This window comes from Burkholderia sp. YHN3-13, from assembly GCF_055810675.1.
Genome location: NZ_JBVVNQ010000009.1, coordinates 120,678 through 134,497, shown reverse-complemented (window position 1 = coordinate 134,497; position 13,820 = coordinate 120,678). Strand labels below are relative to the sequence as shown.

Sequence of the window (13,820 nt, the reverse complement as noted above, 5' to 3'; positions counted from 1 at the left end):
GGCATGCGATGACACCGGCCCCGCATCGCCCCTTCCGCACTGCCGCCGGCTGCGCATTGGCCGCCGCGGCGCTGCTCGTCGCCGGATGCGCGGTCGGGCCGGACTTCCGCCCGCCCGCCGCACCGGCCGCGCGGCAGTACACGCGCGGCGAGCTGCCCGCGACGACGGCCGCCGCCAGGGGCCCGGCCGGCGACGCGCAGATTTTCTCGTCGGCCGACCACACGCCGCGGCGCTGGTGGACACGGTTCGGCTCCGAACCGTTGAACCGGCTCGTCGACACCGCGTGGCAAAACAGTCCGACGCTCGCCGAAGCCCGCGCGCGGCTCGACGAAGCGCGGCAGAACCATGCGGCCGAAGCCGGCGCGACGATGCTGCCGCATGTCGACGCGAACCTGTCCGCCACGCGCGAGCAAGTCGATACCACCGCGTTCGGGCTGCCGGCCAACGTGCCGAACCCCGGGCCGTTTACGCTGTACGACGCGTCGGTCAGCGTGTCGTACGTGCTCGATGTGTTCGGCGGCAACCGGCGCGCGCTCGAAGCACTGCGTGCGCAGGTCGACTATCAGGCCTACACGCTCGACGCCGCACGGCTGACGCTTGCGGGCAACGTCGTCGCCACCGCGATCCTGCGCGCCTCGCTCGCGCAACAGGTCGCGCTCACGCGGCAGCTCGTCGACGCGCAGGCGCGGCAGTTGCGCATCGTCGAAGCGCGTTATGCGGCAGGCGGCGTGTCGCAAGCCGACGTGCACGCGCAACGCGCGCTGCTCGCGCAGACGCAGGCGTCGCTGCCGCCGCTCGCGGCCCGCCTCGGGCAGGCCGGCCACCGGCTCGCGATCCTGCTCGGCGCGGCGCCATCGGATGCCGTGCTGCCCGAACTCGCGCTCGATGCGCTGGCGCTGCCGCGCGCGCTGCCCGTCGCGCTGCCTTCGACGCTCGCCCGCGAACGGCCCGACATCCGCGCGGCGGAAGCCGTGCTGCATCAGGCGAGCGCGAACGTCGGCGTGGCCACCGCGAACCTGTATCCGCGTTTCTCGATTTCGGCGGGAATCGGTTCGGAGCGCACGCGCATCGCGGATATCGTCGGCGGGCTCAATGTATGGAATGTCGGCCTCGGTCTCACGCAGCCGCTTTTCCACGGCGGCGAACTGCGCGCGAGAAAGCGCGCGGCGGAGGCGGCCTACGACGCGGCATTCGCGAGTTATCGGGAAACCGTGTTGCTGGCGCTTCAACAGGTGGCCGACGCGATGCGCGCGGTCGAACACGATGCGGCCGCCTTGCAGGCGCGGGACACGGCCGCACGGGAAGCGGCCGCCACCCATGCGATTGCCGGCGACCGCTACGCGGCGGGCGGGATCGGCACGTTCGAGCTGCTCGATGCACAGCGGCAGGCGCTGCAGACGGCGCTCGACCGCACGCGCGCGCAGGCCGACCGGCTGGCCGATACGGCGGCGCTGTTCCAGGCGCTGGCGGGGAACTGGACGGACGAGACGGTGAAATGAACGAGACGGCAGCACCCATGAAAAAACCGGCCCGAAGGCCGGTTTTTTCGTACCGCATGCCGCAAGCGGCGCTCGCGCGCCGCGCGACATCAGAAGCGGTGGATCAGGCCGACGCCGACGCCGATCTGGTTCTGCTTCGAACCTGCGCCCACGCCGTCGCCGATCGACGTCGTGGCCACCTGGACGCCGCCAGTCTTGCTCAGCGTGTTGCCGCTGGCGTGCTGGTAAGCCTCAACCGCGTACAGGCCCGTGCGCTTCGACAGGCTGTAGTACTGCGACAGCGTGACCTGGTGGTACTTGGCCGAGCTCGTGATGCCGTTCGACTGCGTTGCCGCCGTGTACGAGTAGCCCGCCGCGAAATCCCACTGAGCCGCTGCCTTCCAGTGCAGCACGGCGCCAGCCGTGTTGAAGATCGCCGTGTTGCGGAACGACGAACCGACGCCCGGCGTGTACTGGACGTTCGAGTACGACGCCGAAATGTCCCATGCCGGCGTGAACTGGTAGCCCGCCGTCACGGCGACACGTTGCTGCGATTGCGCGGTCGCGTAGCCGTTGTTGATCGACGAGACTGCCGGCTGGTTGCCGTCGCCCGTTGCCGTCAGGCCGTTCTGGACCGTCGAGTTCGCGCCCCACGCGCCGCCACCCAGCGTCGCGTTGTTGACCTTCTGGTAGCCGACCGCGATGCCTGCCGGGCCGTTCAGGTACTGGATCGCCGCGCTCCACGTCGAGCCGCGGTTCGTCGCGCCTGCCACGCCGCCGAACGAGTACGAACCGCCGACCGTGAAGCCGTAGAACTTCGGCGACATGTAGACGAGCGAGTTGTTCGCGCGGTAGCTGGTATCCAGCGAATCGATATCGCCCGGGTGCGCGCCGTAATAGCCGGTCAGCCAGGTCGTCGGGCTGTACGGCGACAGCAGCGTGTAGTACGCGGTGTACTGGCGGCCGGCCGTCAGCGTACCGTACGTGGCGTTGGTCATCCCGACCCATGCCTGACGCGTGAAGATGCCGTTGGTCCACTGCGACGAGCCGTTAGCCGTGTTGACGCCGGCTTCCAACTGGAAAATCGCCTTCGTGCCGCCGCCGAGATCTTCGCTGCCCTTCAGGCCGAAGCGGCTGCCTGCCCACACGCCGGTGGACATTTGCACCTTCGAGTGACCACCCGAGACCGCGCCGGTGCTCGACGAGTTGTTCTGCCAAGCGATACCGTTGTCGACGATACCGTACAGGGTCACGCTGCTCTGGGCGTGGGCGGCGGTAGCGGCTGCAAGGCCCACTGCCGTCATGGCGAAAGCGACGCGCTTTTTCATTGATTCTCCGTCCTCAAAGAATGATTTCTTTTCTGGTGTGGTTTTATGACTGACACATGTGCGAGTACATGCCGACGCGATTCTGACGGATTACCAATCGTTTCCCAACATGTGCAGTCGGTCATCGTATGATCGACGCAACGCGCGGGTTCACCAAGCGGTTACATAACACCTGAAAACGCTTACGCGGTGGGCCTTTCCGGCATTTCCCGGTGAAAACCCTAGCTTTACATTTTTACTGGTGCAACACGACCGTCCGATGTTGTCAGACGCCTTCGGCAAAAAATCATCTTACAAATGCGCGATCGCAGCTGACGCCGCGATTCACGCCGCCGCGCAGGATCGCTGACGTTCATGACACCCATGTTTCGCGAAACGAAATCATGAAAACGTTTCAGTTCGTGTGGGGAAAATCGGACAGGACGGGCCCGGCGAACGCGGGCCGAAGGGGATGCCGGCGCGCCGCGCCGGCGCGTGTCAGCGTGATGCCGGGCCGGCGAGCCGCGCGGCCACCGCGTCCGCCAGCGCGGTCGTGCGCGCCCGGATCGCCGCGTTCGAGCCGACCAGCGCGAGCGACGACGCCATGATCCGGTAGATGCGCTTTCTCGGCACCTTGGCCGGCTTCGCCGGATCGAGCCAGGCATCGTGGCCGGCCAGCAGCTCGAGCGTTTCGAGGCCGATCATGATCGGCCACAGGCACGCGAGCCGCAGCCGCACGAAACGGCGCGGGATCGCGAGTGTGTACCGGCACGCGTCGCGATACTGGTCGAGCGTCACGCGCAACAGGTCGACCAGCACGCCGCGCGCGCGCGCCGACGCGTCCGGTTGCATCAGGTCGGCCACGCCGAGCCCGTGCGCGCCCAGCACGTCGTCCGGCAGATAGCAGCGGCCGATGCGCAGGTCCTTCGCGCAGTCGCGCAGGATGTTGGTCATCTGCAGCGCCTTGCCGAACCGGATGCCCTTTCCGCGCATGTCCGGCAGGTCCCAGCCGCGCGCGGCGCGCGTGTGCGCGCCCGTCATGTCGGTCCAGAACTCGCCGACGCAGCCGGCGACGAGGTACGTGTAGCGGTCGAGCGCGTCGCGCGTCGGCAGCGACGCGACCTGCCCCGACTGCTCGTCGGGGAACGTGCGCAGATCGAATTCCATCCCCGACGTGAGCGTCGCGACGACCTTGCGGATCGACGCGCGATCCGCATCCGGCTGCGCGCGCAACAGCGCGAGCATCGGCGCCATCGAGCCGAGCAGCACATGCTCGTGCGAATCGGTCTGCATCCGCGTCACGTCCTCGAGCGCGCGCGACAACGCCACGCCGTCGCCGAGGCGCTCGATCTCGTCGCGCAGGCCGGTCAGCAGCGCCGCACGACGATCGGGCGCAACGAGCGCGGTGTCGGCGATCGTGTCGGCCGCGCGCGCGAGCAGGTACGCGAGGCCGACCGGGTCGCGCATGCCGTCGGGCAGCACGCGCAGCGTCAGGTAGAAGGAGCGGGAAACGTTCTTCAGCAGGTCGCCGAGCAGGAAGGCGGAATCGGTTCGAGTCGTCATGGGTCGGGGAAAATCGGCCGGCGCGGGCCCCGGACGCCCACGGGCGCCGGGCGCCCGCGCCGGCCGCGAGTCGCCGCATCGTCGCGTCAGGCGGGCGTCCGCCCCGGCGCGGCGATGCAAAATTCCCGCAAGTTTAGTGCATCCGGCGCGCGGGCCGCCGGCGGCGGCCGGATCGCGGCGCCCGCCAGGCCATCGTCGACGCCCCCGCCACGCGCATCGCGACCTGAAAAAGCAGAATGGAAAGGTCGAAGTAATACATATGTAATTATTCGGTGCGACGATCGCGCACCGTTCGATCCCGTGCGGCACGGCCCCCTGCCGCGCCGACGGACCGACCGCCCCTTTTCCGACTCCCGTTTCGAAGGTTCATCGACATGCTCTTCAAGCGCCCGACCTCTCCGCGCTACGTCCCGTTCGCCTGTGCCGCCGCGTTCCTGCTCGCCGCGTGCGGCGGCGACGATCTGACGCGCGATCCCGCCCAGCCGATTTCCGCGAAGGTCCAGGTGGTCGGCCATCGCGGCGCGAGCGCGCTGCGCCCCGAACACACGCTGGCGTCGTACCGCAAGGCGATCGAGGACGGCGCGGACGTGATCGAGCCCGACCTCGTGTCGACGCGCGACGGCGTGCTCGTCGCGCGCCACGAGAACGAGATCTCGGGCACGACGAACGTGTCCGCGCTGCCGCAGTTCGCGAGCCGCAAGGCGACCAAGACGATCGACGGCGCGCAGCTGACCGGCTGGTTCACCGAGGATTTCACGCTCGCCGAACTGAAGACGCTGCGCGCACGCGAGCGCATTCCGCAGGTGCGCCCCGCGAACACCGCGTACAACGACCAGTTCGAAATCCCGACGTTCGACGAGATCGTCGCGCTCGCGAAGCAGATGTCCGCGCAGACCGGCCGCACGATCCACCTGTATCCGGAAACCAAGCATCCCACCTACTTCCAGTCGATCAACCTGTCGCTCGAGGACCGTCTCGTCGACGCGCTGCTGAAGGATACCTATACGTCGCGCACGGCGACCGTCTACATCCAGTCGTTCGAGGTCGCGAACCTGAAGACGATCCGCAACCGGATCAAGTCGACCCAGCCGAACTGGAAGCTCGTGCAGCTGATGGACGAAGCCGGCCAGCGCCCGTACGACTTCGTGAAGGCGAACGACAAGCGCACCTACGGCGACCTGTCGACGCGCGACGGCATGCGCGAGATCGCAACCTATGCGAACGGCGTGGGGCCGTACAAGACGTCGATCATCGCGGTCGCCGCGGACGGCACGCTGCAGCAGCCGACACCGTACGTGCGCGACGCGCACGAGGCCGGCCTCGTCGTGCATCCGTACACGTTCCGCCCGGAGAACAACTTCCTGCCCGCGTCGCTGAAGGATGGCGGCACGCCGGCCACGCGCAACACGGCGGGCTCGGTGCGCGAGATCCAGGCGTACCTGCGCGCGGGTATCGACGGCTTCTTCACCGACGATCCGGCCGTCGGCCGCACGGCCGTCGATACGTTCAAGCGCTGACACGCGCGAACCGGGCGCGGCGCGCCCGGTCGCACCGTATCGGTCAGATCACGTTGAAGTGGTGCGTGCCGTCCCGCTTCAACTGGTCGACCAGCCCGTATTCCCAGTCGAGATACGCCTGCATCGCGGCGGCCGCATTGTCGGTGCCTTCGTACGGGCGCCGGTAGCGGTCGACGCGCGGCGACGCGAGACGCGTCTCGCCGCTTTCGAGCGGCAGTCCGGCGTCGATCCACGCGGCCGTGCCGCCGGTCAGCACCGAGATGCCGGCCGACGCCGGCAGCAGCGCACGCGCATCGTCCGCCGCGAACCGCGCCAGCAGGCTCGATCCGCACGTGAACACATAGCGCTTCGCCGGCGGGATCGCGGCAAGCGCGTCACGCAACTGCGCACGCACGGCGAACCACGCGCCCGGAACATGGCGCTTCACGTAATTCGCGCTGGCCGTCACGTCGACGATCGCGAGTTCGCCGGGCGCCGCTTCCTTCAGCCAGCCCGCGAGCGTCGCGGGCGACACCTCGGTCGCGGGCGGCGTCGCCGGCACGTCGCGCGGCGGCTGGCCGCGCTCGCCGAACGCCGCCGCGCCGGCCGGTTCCACGACGCGCACGTCCCAGCCCATCTGCGCGAGCCACGACGCGGTCATGTCCGCGCGCACGCCGTCGTCGTCGGCGAGCACGATCCGCGCGCCGCGCACGGCCGCGTGATGATCGGTCTCCTGCACGAGCTGGCCGCCCGGCGTGCTCAGGAAGCCCGGCAGGTGGCCGGCCTCGTATTCCTCCGGCGTGCGCACGTCGAAGCGGTACAGCGTGCGGCCCGGCTCGTCGAGCGCCGCGACGTCGGCCAGCGCGATCCGCGGCACGCCGGCGCGTTCGGCCACCGCCCGGGCGGCCTGGCGCGCTTGCGCGCGCTGCGTCGCGTCGATCTCGTCCGGAAAGCGGCGCGCCGCGCCATGCTCGAGCGTCTGGCCGGCCAGCGTCCAGCCGATCGTGCCGTTGCGCAGTGCCGCGACCGGATTCGGCAGCCCCGCGTTGACGAGCGACTGCGTGCCGATGATGCTGCGCGTGCGGCCCGCGCAGTTGACGATCACCTGCGTCGCCGGATCCGGCGCGAGCGCGCGCACGCGCAGCACGAGCTCCGCGCCCGGCACGCTCGTCGACGTCGGGATGGTCATCGTCTGGTATTCGTCGAACCGGCGCGCGTCGACGATCACGACGTCGGCCTTCGCATCGATCAGCGCCTGCACCTCCTGCGCCGAAAGCGACGGCGTATGACGCTCGGCCTCGACCCATTCGCCGAACGACTTGCTCGGCACGTTCACGTCGATGAACTGTTCGCCGCCCGCGGCCAGCCAGCCGGCGAGACCGCCGTCGAGCAACCGCACGTCGGTGTAGCCGAGCTGCGCGAGCTTCTCGGCCGCGCGCGGCGCGAGATCCTCGCCGCCCGCTTCGCCGAACACGACGATCGGCGTGTCGCGGCGCGGAATCCGCGTCCACGCGTCGAGTTCGAGTTTCGACAGCGGAAAATTGGCGGCCCACAGCGGATGGCCCCGCGCGTACGGATCTTCCTCGCGTACGTCGATCAGCGCGAGCTCGTCGCGGGCCAGCAGCCGCGCGCGCACCTCCTGGTACGACGCGACGGGAAAACGGGAAAGGGAATCGGCGGATTGCGTCACGATGTCTCTGAAAACGTTAAAGTCGGTGAAAAAAGCGAAACGGGTCGATTCTGGTGCTGCCGGCGCATGCTCGCAACGGGCCGCGCCGACGGGCTCCGCGTCAGGCATTCGAATAGCCCGACACGAAAGGCTTCACGGTGCCGTCGTCCAGGAACACGGCACGCTCGACCTTGCCGATGTTCGCGCCGTACACGTGGATGCTGATCGACACGCGATCGGCGAACGCGTTGGTCACGCGATGCACGTCGCCGATGCGCGGCGACACGGCTTCGACCTCGCCCGGCGCCAGCCGCACGGCGTCGCCGGCCGGCACCGGCTTGCCTGCCGCGTCGAACCGGTAAGGCTGCGAGAACTCGCCGCCGCGCAGCATCCCGATCAGCCCCCACACCGTGTGGTTGTGGATCGGCGTCGTCTGGCCGGGCCCCCACACGAAGCTGACGACCGAGAACCGCTCGTCCGGGTCGAGATGCAGCAGGTATTGCCGATAGCGCTCGGGATCGGGCTGCGCGAACGCGTCGGGCAACCAGTCGTCGTGTTCGACGAGCGCGGCGAGCAGCGCGCCGCCCTCGTCGAGAATGCGCGCCTCGTTCGCGCCGGACGCGAGCAGCGTGCCCAGACCGTCGACGAACGGACGCAGCGGCGTCTGCTGCAACGAAAGCGTACTCATCGGACGTCTCCTCGAATATGATGCCGAATATGATGGATCGTCATGATGCACCCGAAAGACCATGCAGAACAAACATGAAAATTAGCGATATCGATGCTTTTGCAGCGGTCGTCCGCTGCCAGACCCTGAGCCAGGCCGCGGCCGAGCTCGGGATGACGCAGCCCGCGATCACGCGGCGCGTCCAGAATCTCGAGGAAGCGCTCGGCGTGACCCTGCTCGACCGCAATACGAAGCCGCCGCGCCCGACCGACATCGGCCAGCGGGTCTTCGAGCAGTGTCGCGCGATCCTGCGCGAGGTCGATGCGCTGCGCGAGCTGACGGCCGGCGAGCAGCCGCCCGCCGGCGAATTCCGGATCGGGCTCACGCAGGGACTCGGCGAACTGATGCTGCCCGTCCTGATCGCCGAACTCGCCGCGCAGTGGCCGGCGCTCGCGACCCAGGTCGCGACGGCCTGGGGCGGCGCGCTCGTCGAGCGCGTCGCGCGCCGCGAACTCGACGCGGCGCTCGTGTTCCTCGCACGCGAGATGGTGCTGCCGGCGCACGTCGAGGGTGAACGGCTGCTGGCCACGCGGCTCGTCGCGGTCGGCCGCAAGGGCGACTGGCCGCGCCGCAGCTACCGGCTCGCCGATTGCCACGCGCGCGGCTGGGTGCTCAATCCCGACGGCTGCGGCTTTCGCGCGGGGCTGCGGCGCGCGCTCGACGCGCAGGGCCTGCCGATGCCGGTCACGCTCGACGCCTACGGCCGCGACCTGCAACTGCAGAGCGTCGCGAACGGCTTCGGTATCGGGCTGATGCCGCTGCCGCTCGTCGAAGGCAGCCCGTTGCGCGACGCGCTCGACATCGTGCCGCTCGCCGATTTCAAGCCGCAGATCGATCTGTGGCTGCTGCGCCGGCACGATGCGGCCCGCTTCGACGCGCCGCTCGCGGCCGTTGCCGCGCATGCGCGCACGGCGTTCGCGGTACCCGAGCAGTCGCACGGCAAGGCCGCTTGACCGGACGGGGCGGCGCCTGCTGCGCGCCGCCCGGCTTCCCTGCGCGGCAACCCTGCCGCGCTCACGCATCGGGTCGACCGCGTTCGGCGTCGTCGCGTGGCGCTGCGCCCGCCCCGGCCGTCGTGTCGCTCGCGCTCGCCGCGTCGAGCGCTGCCCGCCCCGCCGCCACCGCGATCGCGTCGTCCTGCGGCGTATGCACGCGGCTGCACAGCACGTCGCGATAGTGGCGTTCGAGCGGATTGGCGCGGCTCAGCCCATGATTGCCCGACAGCTTCAACGCCTGCTCGACCGTGCGGATCGCGTGCTCGGTCACGGTTCGCTTGACGAGGCCGCTCGTCGTGACCGACGGCGCATTGCCCGCATCGGTGCGCGCGACGAGATCGTCGAGCAGCACGCGGTTCGTGTGCAGCCAGCCCTCGATTTCGCCGACCGCTTCCTGCACGCGCGGCAACGTCGCGAGCGGCGCACCGAGCCCGCTCGGCGCACGCGTCGTCGCGAATTCGACCAGCCAGTCGCGCGACGCCCGCGCGACCGCGTCGTACAGGCTGCCGAGCAGCACGACCATCCACGCCTGCTGGTCGGCCTGCGCGTCGGCATCCGCATGGGTCGCGGCCGACACGGCCCACTCTCCCGGTGCACGCACGTCGACCGCGTGATCGGCCGGCAGCCGCACGTCGTCGAAGACGACTTCGTGGCTGCCCGATGCGCGCAAGCCGAGGTGGTTCCAGCTTTCGATCACGCGGATGCGCTCGCCATCGGCGTCACGGTCGCGCGGCACGAGGAACACGCCGACGCGCGGCTCCCGTTCGTCGGTGCGCGCCCACACGGCCAGCCAGCGCAGTGCCGGAATGCCGGTGCTGTAGAGCTTGTGGCCGGACAGCCGCCAGCCGTCGCCGTCGCGGCGCGCGATCGTGGCCGGCAGCCCGCCGCGCGACGGCGATCCGAGCGCCGGCTCGACGCGCAGCGCGTTGATCAGCGCGCCGTGCGCAACCGCGCTGTCGAACACCGCGCGCCGCACCGGGGCCGGCCAGCGGTTGTCGGCGCGGCCGAGCGCGCGATGCTGCAGATAGGTCATCGTCAGCACCAGCGCGGTCGCCGGATCGGCCCGCGCGACGGCGGCCACGATCCGGCTCGCCTGCGCGAGCGTCGCACCGGCGCCGCCATGCTCGCGCGGCACGACCTGCGCGATCAGCCCCGCGCGATGCAGCCGCGCGAAGTTCTCGTGCGGAAAACGGCCGTCGGCGTCGTTGCGGGCCGCATCGGCGGCCAGGTCGGGCGCGAGGCGGTCGAGCAGCGCGGCGACGCGTGCGTCGTTCGCATCATCGGCCGGGTCGGCAGGCAGGAGACGCAGCGCAGGCTGCGGGGACGGCGAGGAAGCGGCAAGGCTGGCGGACATCGAGACGGATTCCCTGGGGAGTGCAAACACGGCGCCAACGCGCGCCCGATCATTCACGAGCCCACAGCGTATGCGTAACGCAATCCGGCCCAAACCATGCAAATCTGATATTCAAATCGGGATTGATTATTTCCGTTCCGCATGATCCCGGCGTTAACCTGCGCTCCATTCCTGCCCGGCCGTGCGCCGGGACATCCCCGCACCGGAGACCCAGATGAGCGTCGAATTCATCGGCATGATCCAGAGCCAGAAGCAATCGGAAATCCACCCGGCGTCCGGCCCCGTGGTCGATCCCGACTACGTGCGCGACTTCGCGCGCGCCCACGAAACGGCCGGCTTCGACCGGATCCTCGTGCCGCATCATTCGACCGGCCCGTCGGCGACGCTGACGATCGCGTTCGCCGCGGCCGCGACCGAGCGCATCCACTTCATGCTCGCGCATCGTCCGGGCTTCACCGCGCCGACGCTCGCCGCGCGGCAGATCGCGACGCTCGACCAGTTCAGCCGCGGCCGGCTCGCCGTGCACTTCATCTCCGGCGGCTCGGACAGCGAGCAGCAGCGCGACGGCGATTTCCTCGACCATGACGCGCGTTATGCACGCACCGACGAATACCTCGGCATCCTGCGGCGGATCTGGACCGAAGCGCAGCCGTTCGATCACGACGGCGCGCACTACCGGTTCACGCAGGGTTTTTCGGAAGTGAAGCCGTTCCAGCAGCCGCATGTGCCGATCTACTTCGGCGGCGCGTCGGAAGCCGCGCTCGCGGTGGCCGGCAAGCACGCGGACGTCTATGCGCTGTGGGGCGAGTCGCTCGACCAGGTGCGCGACCTGACCACCCGCGTGCGCGCCGAAGCCGCGAAGCACGGCCGGCAGGTGCGCTTCTCGGTGTCGTTCCGCCCGATCCTCGCCGCGACCGAAGACGAAGCGTGGGCGCGCGCGCACCGCATCCTCGACGAAACGCGCCGCCTGCGCGAAGCGGCCGGCCTCGGCGCCGGCGGCCCGCAGCAGAGTGAAGGCGCGCGCCGCCTGCTTGCCGCGGCCGATCGCGGCTCGCGCGTCGACAAGCGGCTGTGGACCGAGATCGCGAAGCTCACCGGCGCGCGCTCGAACTCGACGGCGCTCGTCGGCACACCCGAGCAGGTCGCCGATGCGCTGCTCGACTACTACGACCTCGGCGTGACGACCTTCCTGATCCGCGGCTTCGACCCGCTGGAAGACGCGATCGACTACGGCCGCGAACTGATTCCGCGCGTGCGCGGCGCCGTCGCCGCCCGCGACGCCGCACGTCGCGCCGCCTGAGCCCAACGGAGCGATACCTCATCATGTCCGCCGTCCTGTCCTCGCCCGTGCGCACCGCATCGGGCCTCGAACTCGCCGAAGCGCCGCGCCAGCATTTCTGGTTCGACCCGACCGCGCCGCGCATCGACGTCGCCGCCGAGCGCCGCCACCGGCAGGAGCGGCTCGCGGCCGCGTTCCGCCTGTTCGCGCGCTTCGGTTTCGCGTCGGGCCTCGCCGGCCACATCACCGCGCGCGATCCGGAGTTGCCCGATCACTTCTGGGTGAACCCGCTCGGCGTGCATTTCTCGCAGATCAAGGTGTCCGACCTGCTGCTCGTGAATGCCCGCGGCGAGACCGCGATCGGCACGCGGCCGCTGAACAAGGCCGCATTCGCGATCCATGCGGCGATCCACGAAGCCCATCCGCACGTCGTCGCCGCGGCGCACACGCACTCGACCTACGGCAAGGCGTGGTCGACACTCGGCCGTCCGCTCGATCCGCTCACGCAGGACGCATGCGTGTTCTACGAGGATCACGCGCTGTTCGACGATTTCACGGGGATGGTCGTCGATACCAGCGAAGGCGCACGGATCGCCGATGCGCTCGCGAAACCGGACGGCAGCACGCACAAGGGCGTGATCCTGAAGAACCACGGGATCCTGACGGCCGGCCCGACGGTCGAGGCCGCCGCATGGTGGTACATCGCGCTCGACAACGTCGCGCACACGCAGTTGCTGGCGGAAGCGGCCGGCACGCCGCAGCCGATCGATCACGCCACCGCGCGCCACACGCACGGCCAGATCGGCGGCCCCGACGGTGCGCTGCATGCGTTCGACAGCCTGTTCGCGCGCGTCCTCGCCGACGAACCCGACCTGCTCGACTGAGCGCCTTTCCGCAAGACCGGAGACCAGACGATGACCCACACCACCGCACCCGCGCCCGCCGGCGCGCACGACGACAAACGCCGCCGGCTGCTGCGCGCGGCCGGCGCCGCCGCGCTCGCCGCGCCGGCGATCACGCTCGGCCGCAAGGCATGGTCCGCGCCGCCGCTGAAGAAGCTCACGTTCGCGTGGAACCAGAACGCGTTCTGCCTGACGCCGATCGTCGTCGCGCAGGAGCGCGGCTTCTTCGAGAAAAACGGCCTGAAGGTCGAGCTGATCAACTACAGCGGCTCGACCGACCAGCTGCTCGAATCGATCGCGACCGGCAAGGCCGATGCGGCGGTCGGGATGATCCACCGCTGGCTCAAGCCGCTCGAAGCCGGCTTCGACGTGAAGATCATCGGCAGTTCGCACGGCGGTTGCGTGCGGCTGCTCGGCGCGAAGGCGGCCGGCGTCACGACGCTGCAGGCGCTGAAGGGCAAGACGGTCGGCGTCAGCGATCTGGCCGCGCCCGGCAAGCACTTCTTCTCGATCCTGCTCGCGAAGAACGGGATCGATCCCGAGCGCGACATCACGTGGCGGCAGTATCCGGCCGACCTGCTCGGCGTCGCGGTCGACAAGGGCGAGATTCACGCGATCGCCGACGGCGACCCGAACCTCTATCTGCTCGAGAAGCGCAGCAACGGCGCGTACACGGAACTCGCGACGAACCTGTCCGGCGAATACGCGCGCAAGGTGTGCTGCGTGATCGGCGCGCGCGGCGATCTCGTCCGCAACGACCGGCCGTCGGCCGCCGCACTCGCGCGCTCGATCGTGCAGGCCACCGAATACACGCACGACAACCCGAACGAAGCCGCGAAGGTGTTCGCGAAATACTCGCCGAAGATCGACCCCGAGGATCTGCGCAAGCTGTACGCGACGCTCACCTATACGCATCACCCGACCAACGTCGACCTGCAGCAGGAGATCGCGTTCTATGCGGACGACTTCCGCCGCATCAGCGTGCTGAAGAAGAGCACGGACCCGCAGCGCTTCGCGCAGCAGGTCTACGCCAACGTACTGGGGTAACGC

11 protein-coding genes are annotated in these 13,820 nt (G+C 69.6%); 6 read left to right on the top strand and 5 right to left on the bottom strand.

All coding sequences use genetic code 11. The features are described 5' to 3' along the window. Window positions 1-8: 8 nt before the first annotated feature. Window positions 9-1,499, top strand: coding sequence for an efflux transporter outer membrane subunit (locus tag AC0KUR_RS21060; RefSeq protein WP_473376380.1), 1,491 nt, complete (start codon window positions 9-11; stop codon window positions 1,497-1,499). Between the two features lie 89 nt (window positions 1,500-1,588). On the opposite strand, the gene AC0KUR_RS21055 is transcribed toward AC0KUR_RS21060, so the two are convergent. Together AC0KUR_RS21055 and AC0KUR_RS21050 are read right to left on the bottom strand one after the other, a co-directional pair. Further along, complete coding sequence (locus AC0KUR_RS21055) at window positions 1,589-2,806, bottom strand: porin (RefSeq protein WP_049034896.1); 1,218 nt, start codon at window positions 2,804-2,806, stop codon at window positions 1,589-1,591. Between the two features lie 477 nt (window positions 2,807-3,283). Continuing rightward, window positions 3,284-4,348, bottom strand: coding sequence for a phytoene/squalene synthase family protein (locus AC0KUR_RS21050; RefSeq protein WP_226227568.1), 1,065 nt, complete (start codon window positions 4,346-4,348; stop codon window positions 3,284-3,286). Window positions 4,349-4,722: 374 nt separating this feature from the next. Between AC0KUR_RS21050 and AC0KUR_RS21045 the strand changes: the two genes are divergently transcribed. Then, the gene (locus tag AC0KUR_RS21045; RefSeq protein ID WP_175029364.1) at window positions 4,723-5,865 is read left to right on the top strand and encodes a glycerophosphodiester phosphodiesterase; all 1,143 of its coding nucleotides are present in this window, start codon (window positions 4,723-4,725) and stop codon (window positions 5,863-5,865) included. A 43-nt stretch (window positions 5,866-5,908) separates the two neighbouring features. Here AC0KUR_RS21045 and AC0KUR_RS21040 read toward each other — a convergent pair whose 3' ends face one another. Both AC0KUR_RS21040 and AC0KUR_RS21035 read right to left on the bottom strand, forming a co-directional pair. Then, entirely contained in the window at window positions 5,909-7,534 is a 1,626-nt protein-coding gene (locus tag AC0KUR_RS21040; protein ID WP_226193908.1) for a rhodanese-related sulfurtransferase, read from the bottom strand. A gap of 100 nt (window positions 7,535-7,634) precedes the next feature. Further along, complete coding sequence (locus AC0KUR_RS21035; RefSeq protein ID WP_034191515.1) at window positions 7,635-8,201, bottom strand: cysteine dioxygenase family protein; 567 nt, start codon at window positions 8,199-8,201, stop codon at window positions 7,635-7,637. A gap of 17 nt (window positions 8,202-8,218) precedes the next feature. Between AC0KUR_RS21035 and AC0KUR_RS21030 the strand changes: the two genes are divergently transcribed. Beyond that, a complete protein-coding gene (locus AC0KUR_RS21030) occupies window positions 8,219-9,193 on the top strand; it encodes a LysR family transcriptional regulator (protein WP_175028662.1) in 975 nt (324 codons plus the stop codon). Window positions 9,194-9,254: 61 nt separating this feature from the next. Here AC0KUR_RS21030 and AC0KUR_RS21025 read toward each other — a convergent pair whose 3' ends face one another. Then, window positions 9,255-10,589 carry an acyl-CoA dehydrogenase family protein gene (locus tag AC0KUR_RS21025; protein WP_175028661.1) on the bottom strand — a complete coding sequence of 445 codons (1,335 nt, stop codon included), beginning with the start codon at window positions 10,587-10,589 and terminating at the stop codon, window positions 9,255-9,257. A 214-nt stretch (window positions 10,590-10,803) separates the two neighbouring features. Here AC0KUR_RS21025 and AC0KUR_RS21020 point away from each other — a divergent pair, with 214 nt between their 5' ends. From AC0KUR_RS21020 to AC0KUR_RS21010, 3 genes are read left to right on the top strand one after another with little or no spacing between them, the layout of a single operon-like run. After that, window positions 10,804-11,889 carry an LLM class flavin-dependent oxidoreductase gene (locus AC0KUR_RS21020; RefSeq protein WP_049032552.1) on the top strand — a complete coding sequence of 362 codons (1,086 nt, stop codon included), beginning with the start codon at window positions 10,804-10,806 and terminating at the stop codon, window positions 11,887-11,889. 23 nt (window positions 11,890-11,912) lie between these two features. Beyond that, window positions 11,913-12,752 carry a class II aldolase/adducin family protein gene (locus AC0KUR_RS21015; protein WP_124608397.1) on the top strand — a complete coding sequence of 280 codons (840 nt, stop codon included), beginning with the start codon at window positions 11,913-11,915 and terminating at the stop codon, window positions 12,750-12,752. A 30-nt stretch (window positions 12,753-12,782) separates the two neighbouring features. Further along, entirely contained in the window at window positions 12,783-13,817 is a 1,035-nt protein-coding gene (locus tag AC0KUR_RS21010) for an ABC transporter substrate-binding protein (RefSeq protein ID WP_034191520.1), read from the top strand. Window positions 13,818-13,820 lie beyond the last annotated feature (3 nt).

Excerpts from the sequence above, each read along its gene's own strand:
- AC0KUR_RS21060 (WP_473376380.1), top strand. The coding sequence starts at position 9 with ATGACACCGGCCCCGCATCGCCCCTTCCGCACTGCCGCCGGCTGCGCA.
- AC0KUR_RS21055 (WP_049034896.1), bottom strand. The coding sequence starts at position 2,806 with ATGAAAAAGCGCGTCGCTTTCGCCATGACGGCAGTGGGCCTTGCAGCC.
- AC0KUR_RS21050 (WP_226227568.1), bottom strand. The coding sequence starts at position 4,348 with ATGACGACTCGAACCGATTCCGCCTTCCTGCTCGGCGACCTGCTGAAG.
- AC0KUR_RS21045 (WP_175029364.1), top strand. The coding sequence starts at position 4,723 with ATGCTCTTCAAGCGCCCGACCTCTCCGCGCTACGTCCCGTTCGCCTGT.
- AC0KUR_RS21035 (WP_034191515.1), bottom strand. The coding sequence starts at position 8,201 with ATGAGTACGCTTTCGTTGCAGCAGACGCCGCTGCGTCCGTTCGTCGAC.
- AC0KUR_RS21030 (WP_175028662.1), top strand. The coding sequence starts at position 8,219 with ATGATGCCGAATATGATGGATCGTCATGATGCACCCGAAAGACCATGC.
- AC0KUR_RS21025 (WP_175028661.1), bottom strand. The coding sequence starts at position 10,589 with ATGTCCGCCAGCCTTGCCGCTTCCTCGCCGTCCCCGCAGCCTGCGCTG.
- AC0KUR_RS21020 (WP_049032552.1), top strand. The coding sequence starts at position 10,804 with ATGAGCGTCGAATTCATCGGCATGATCCAGAGCCAGAAGCAATCGGAA.
- AC0KUR_RS21015 (WP_124608397.1), top strand. The coding sequence starts at position 11,913 with ATGTCCGCCGTCCTGTCCTCGCCCGTGCGCACCGCATCGGGCCTCGAA.
- AC0KUR_RS21010 (WP_034191520.1), top strand. The coding sequence starts at position 12,783 with ATGACCCACACCACCGCACCCGCGCCCGCCGGCGCGCACGACGACAAA.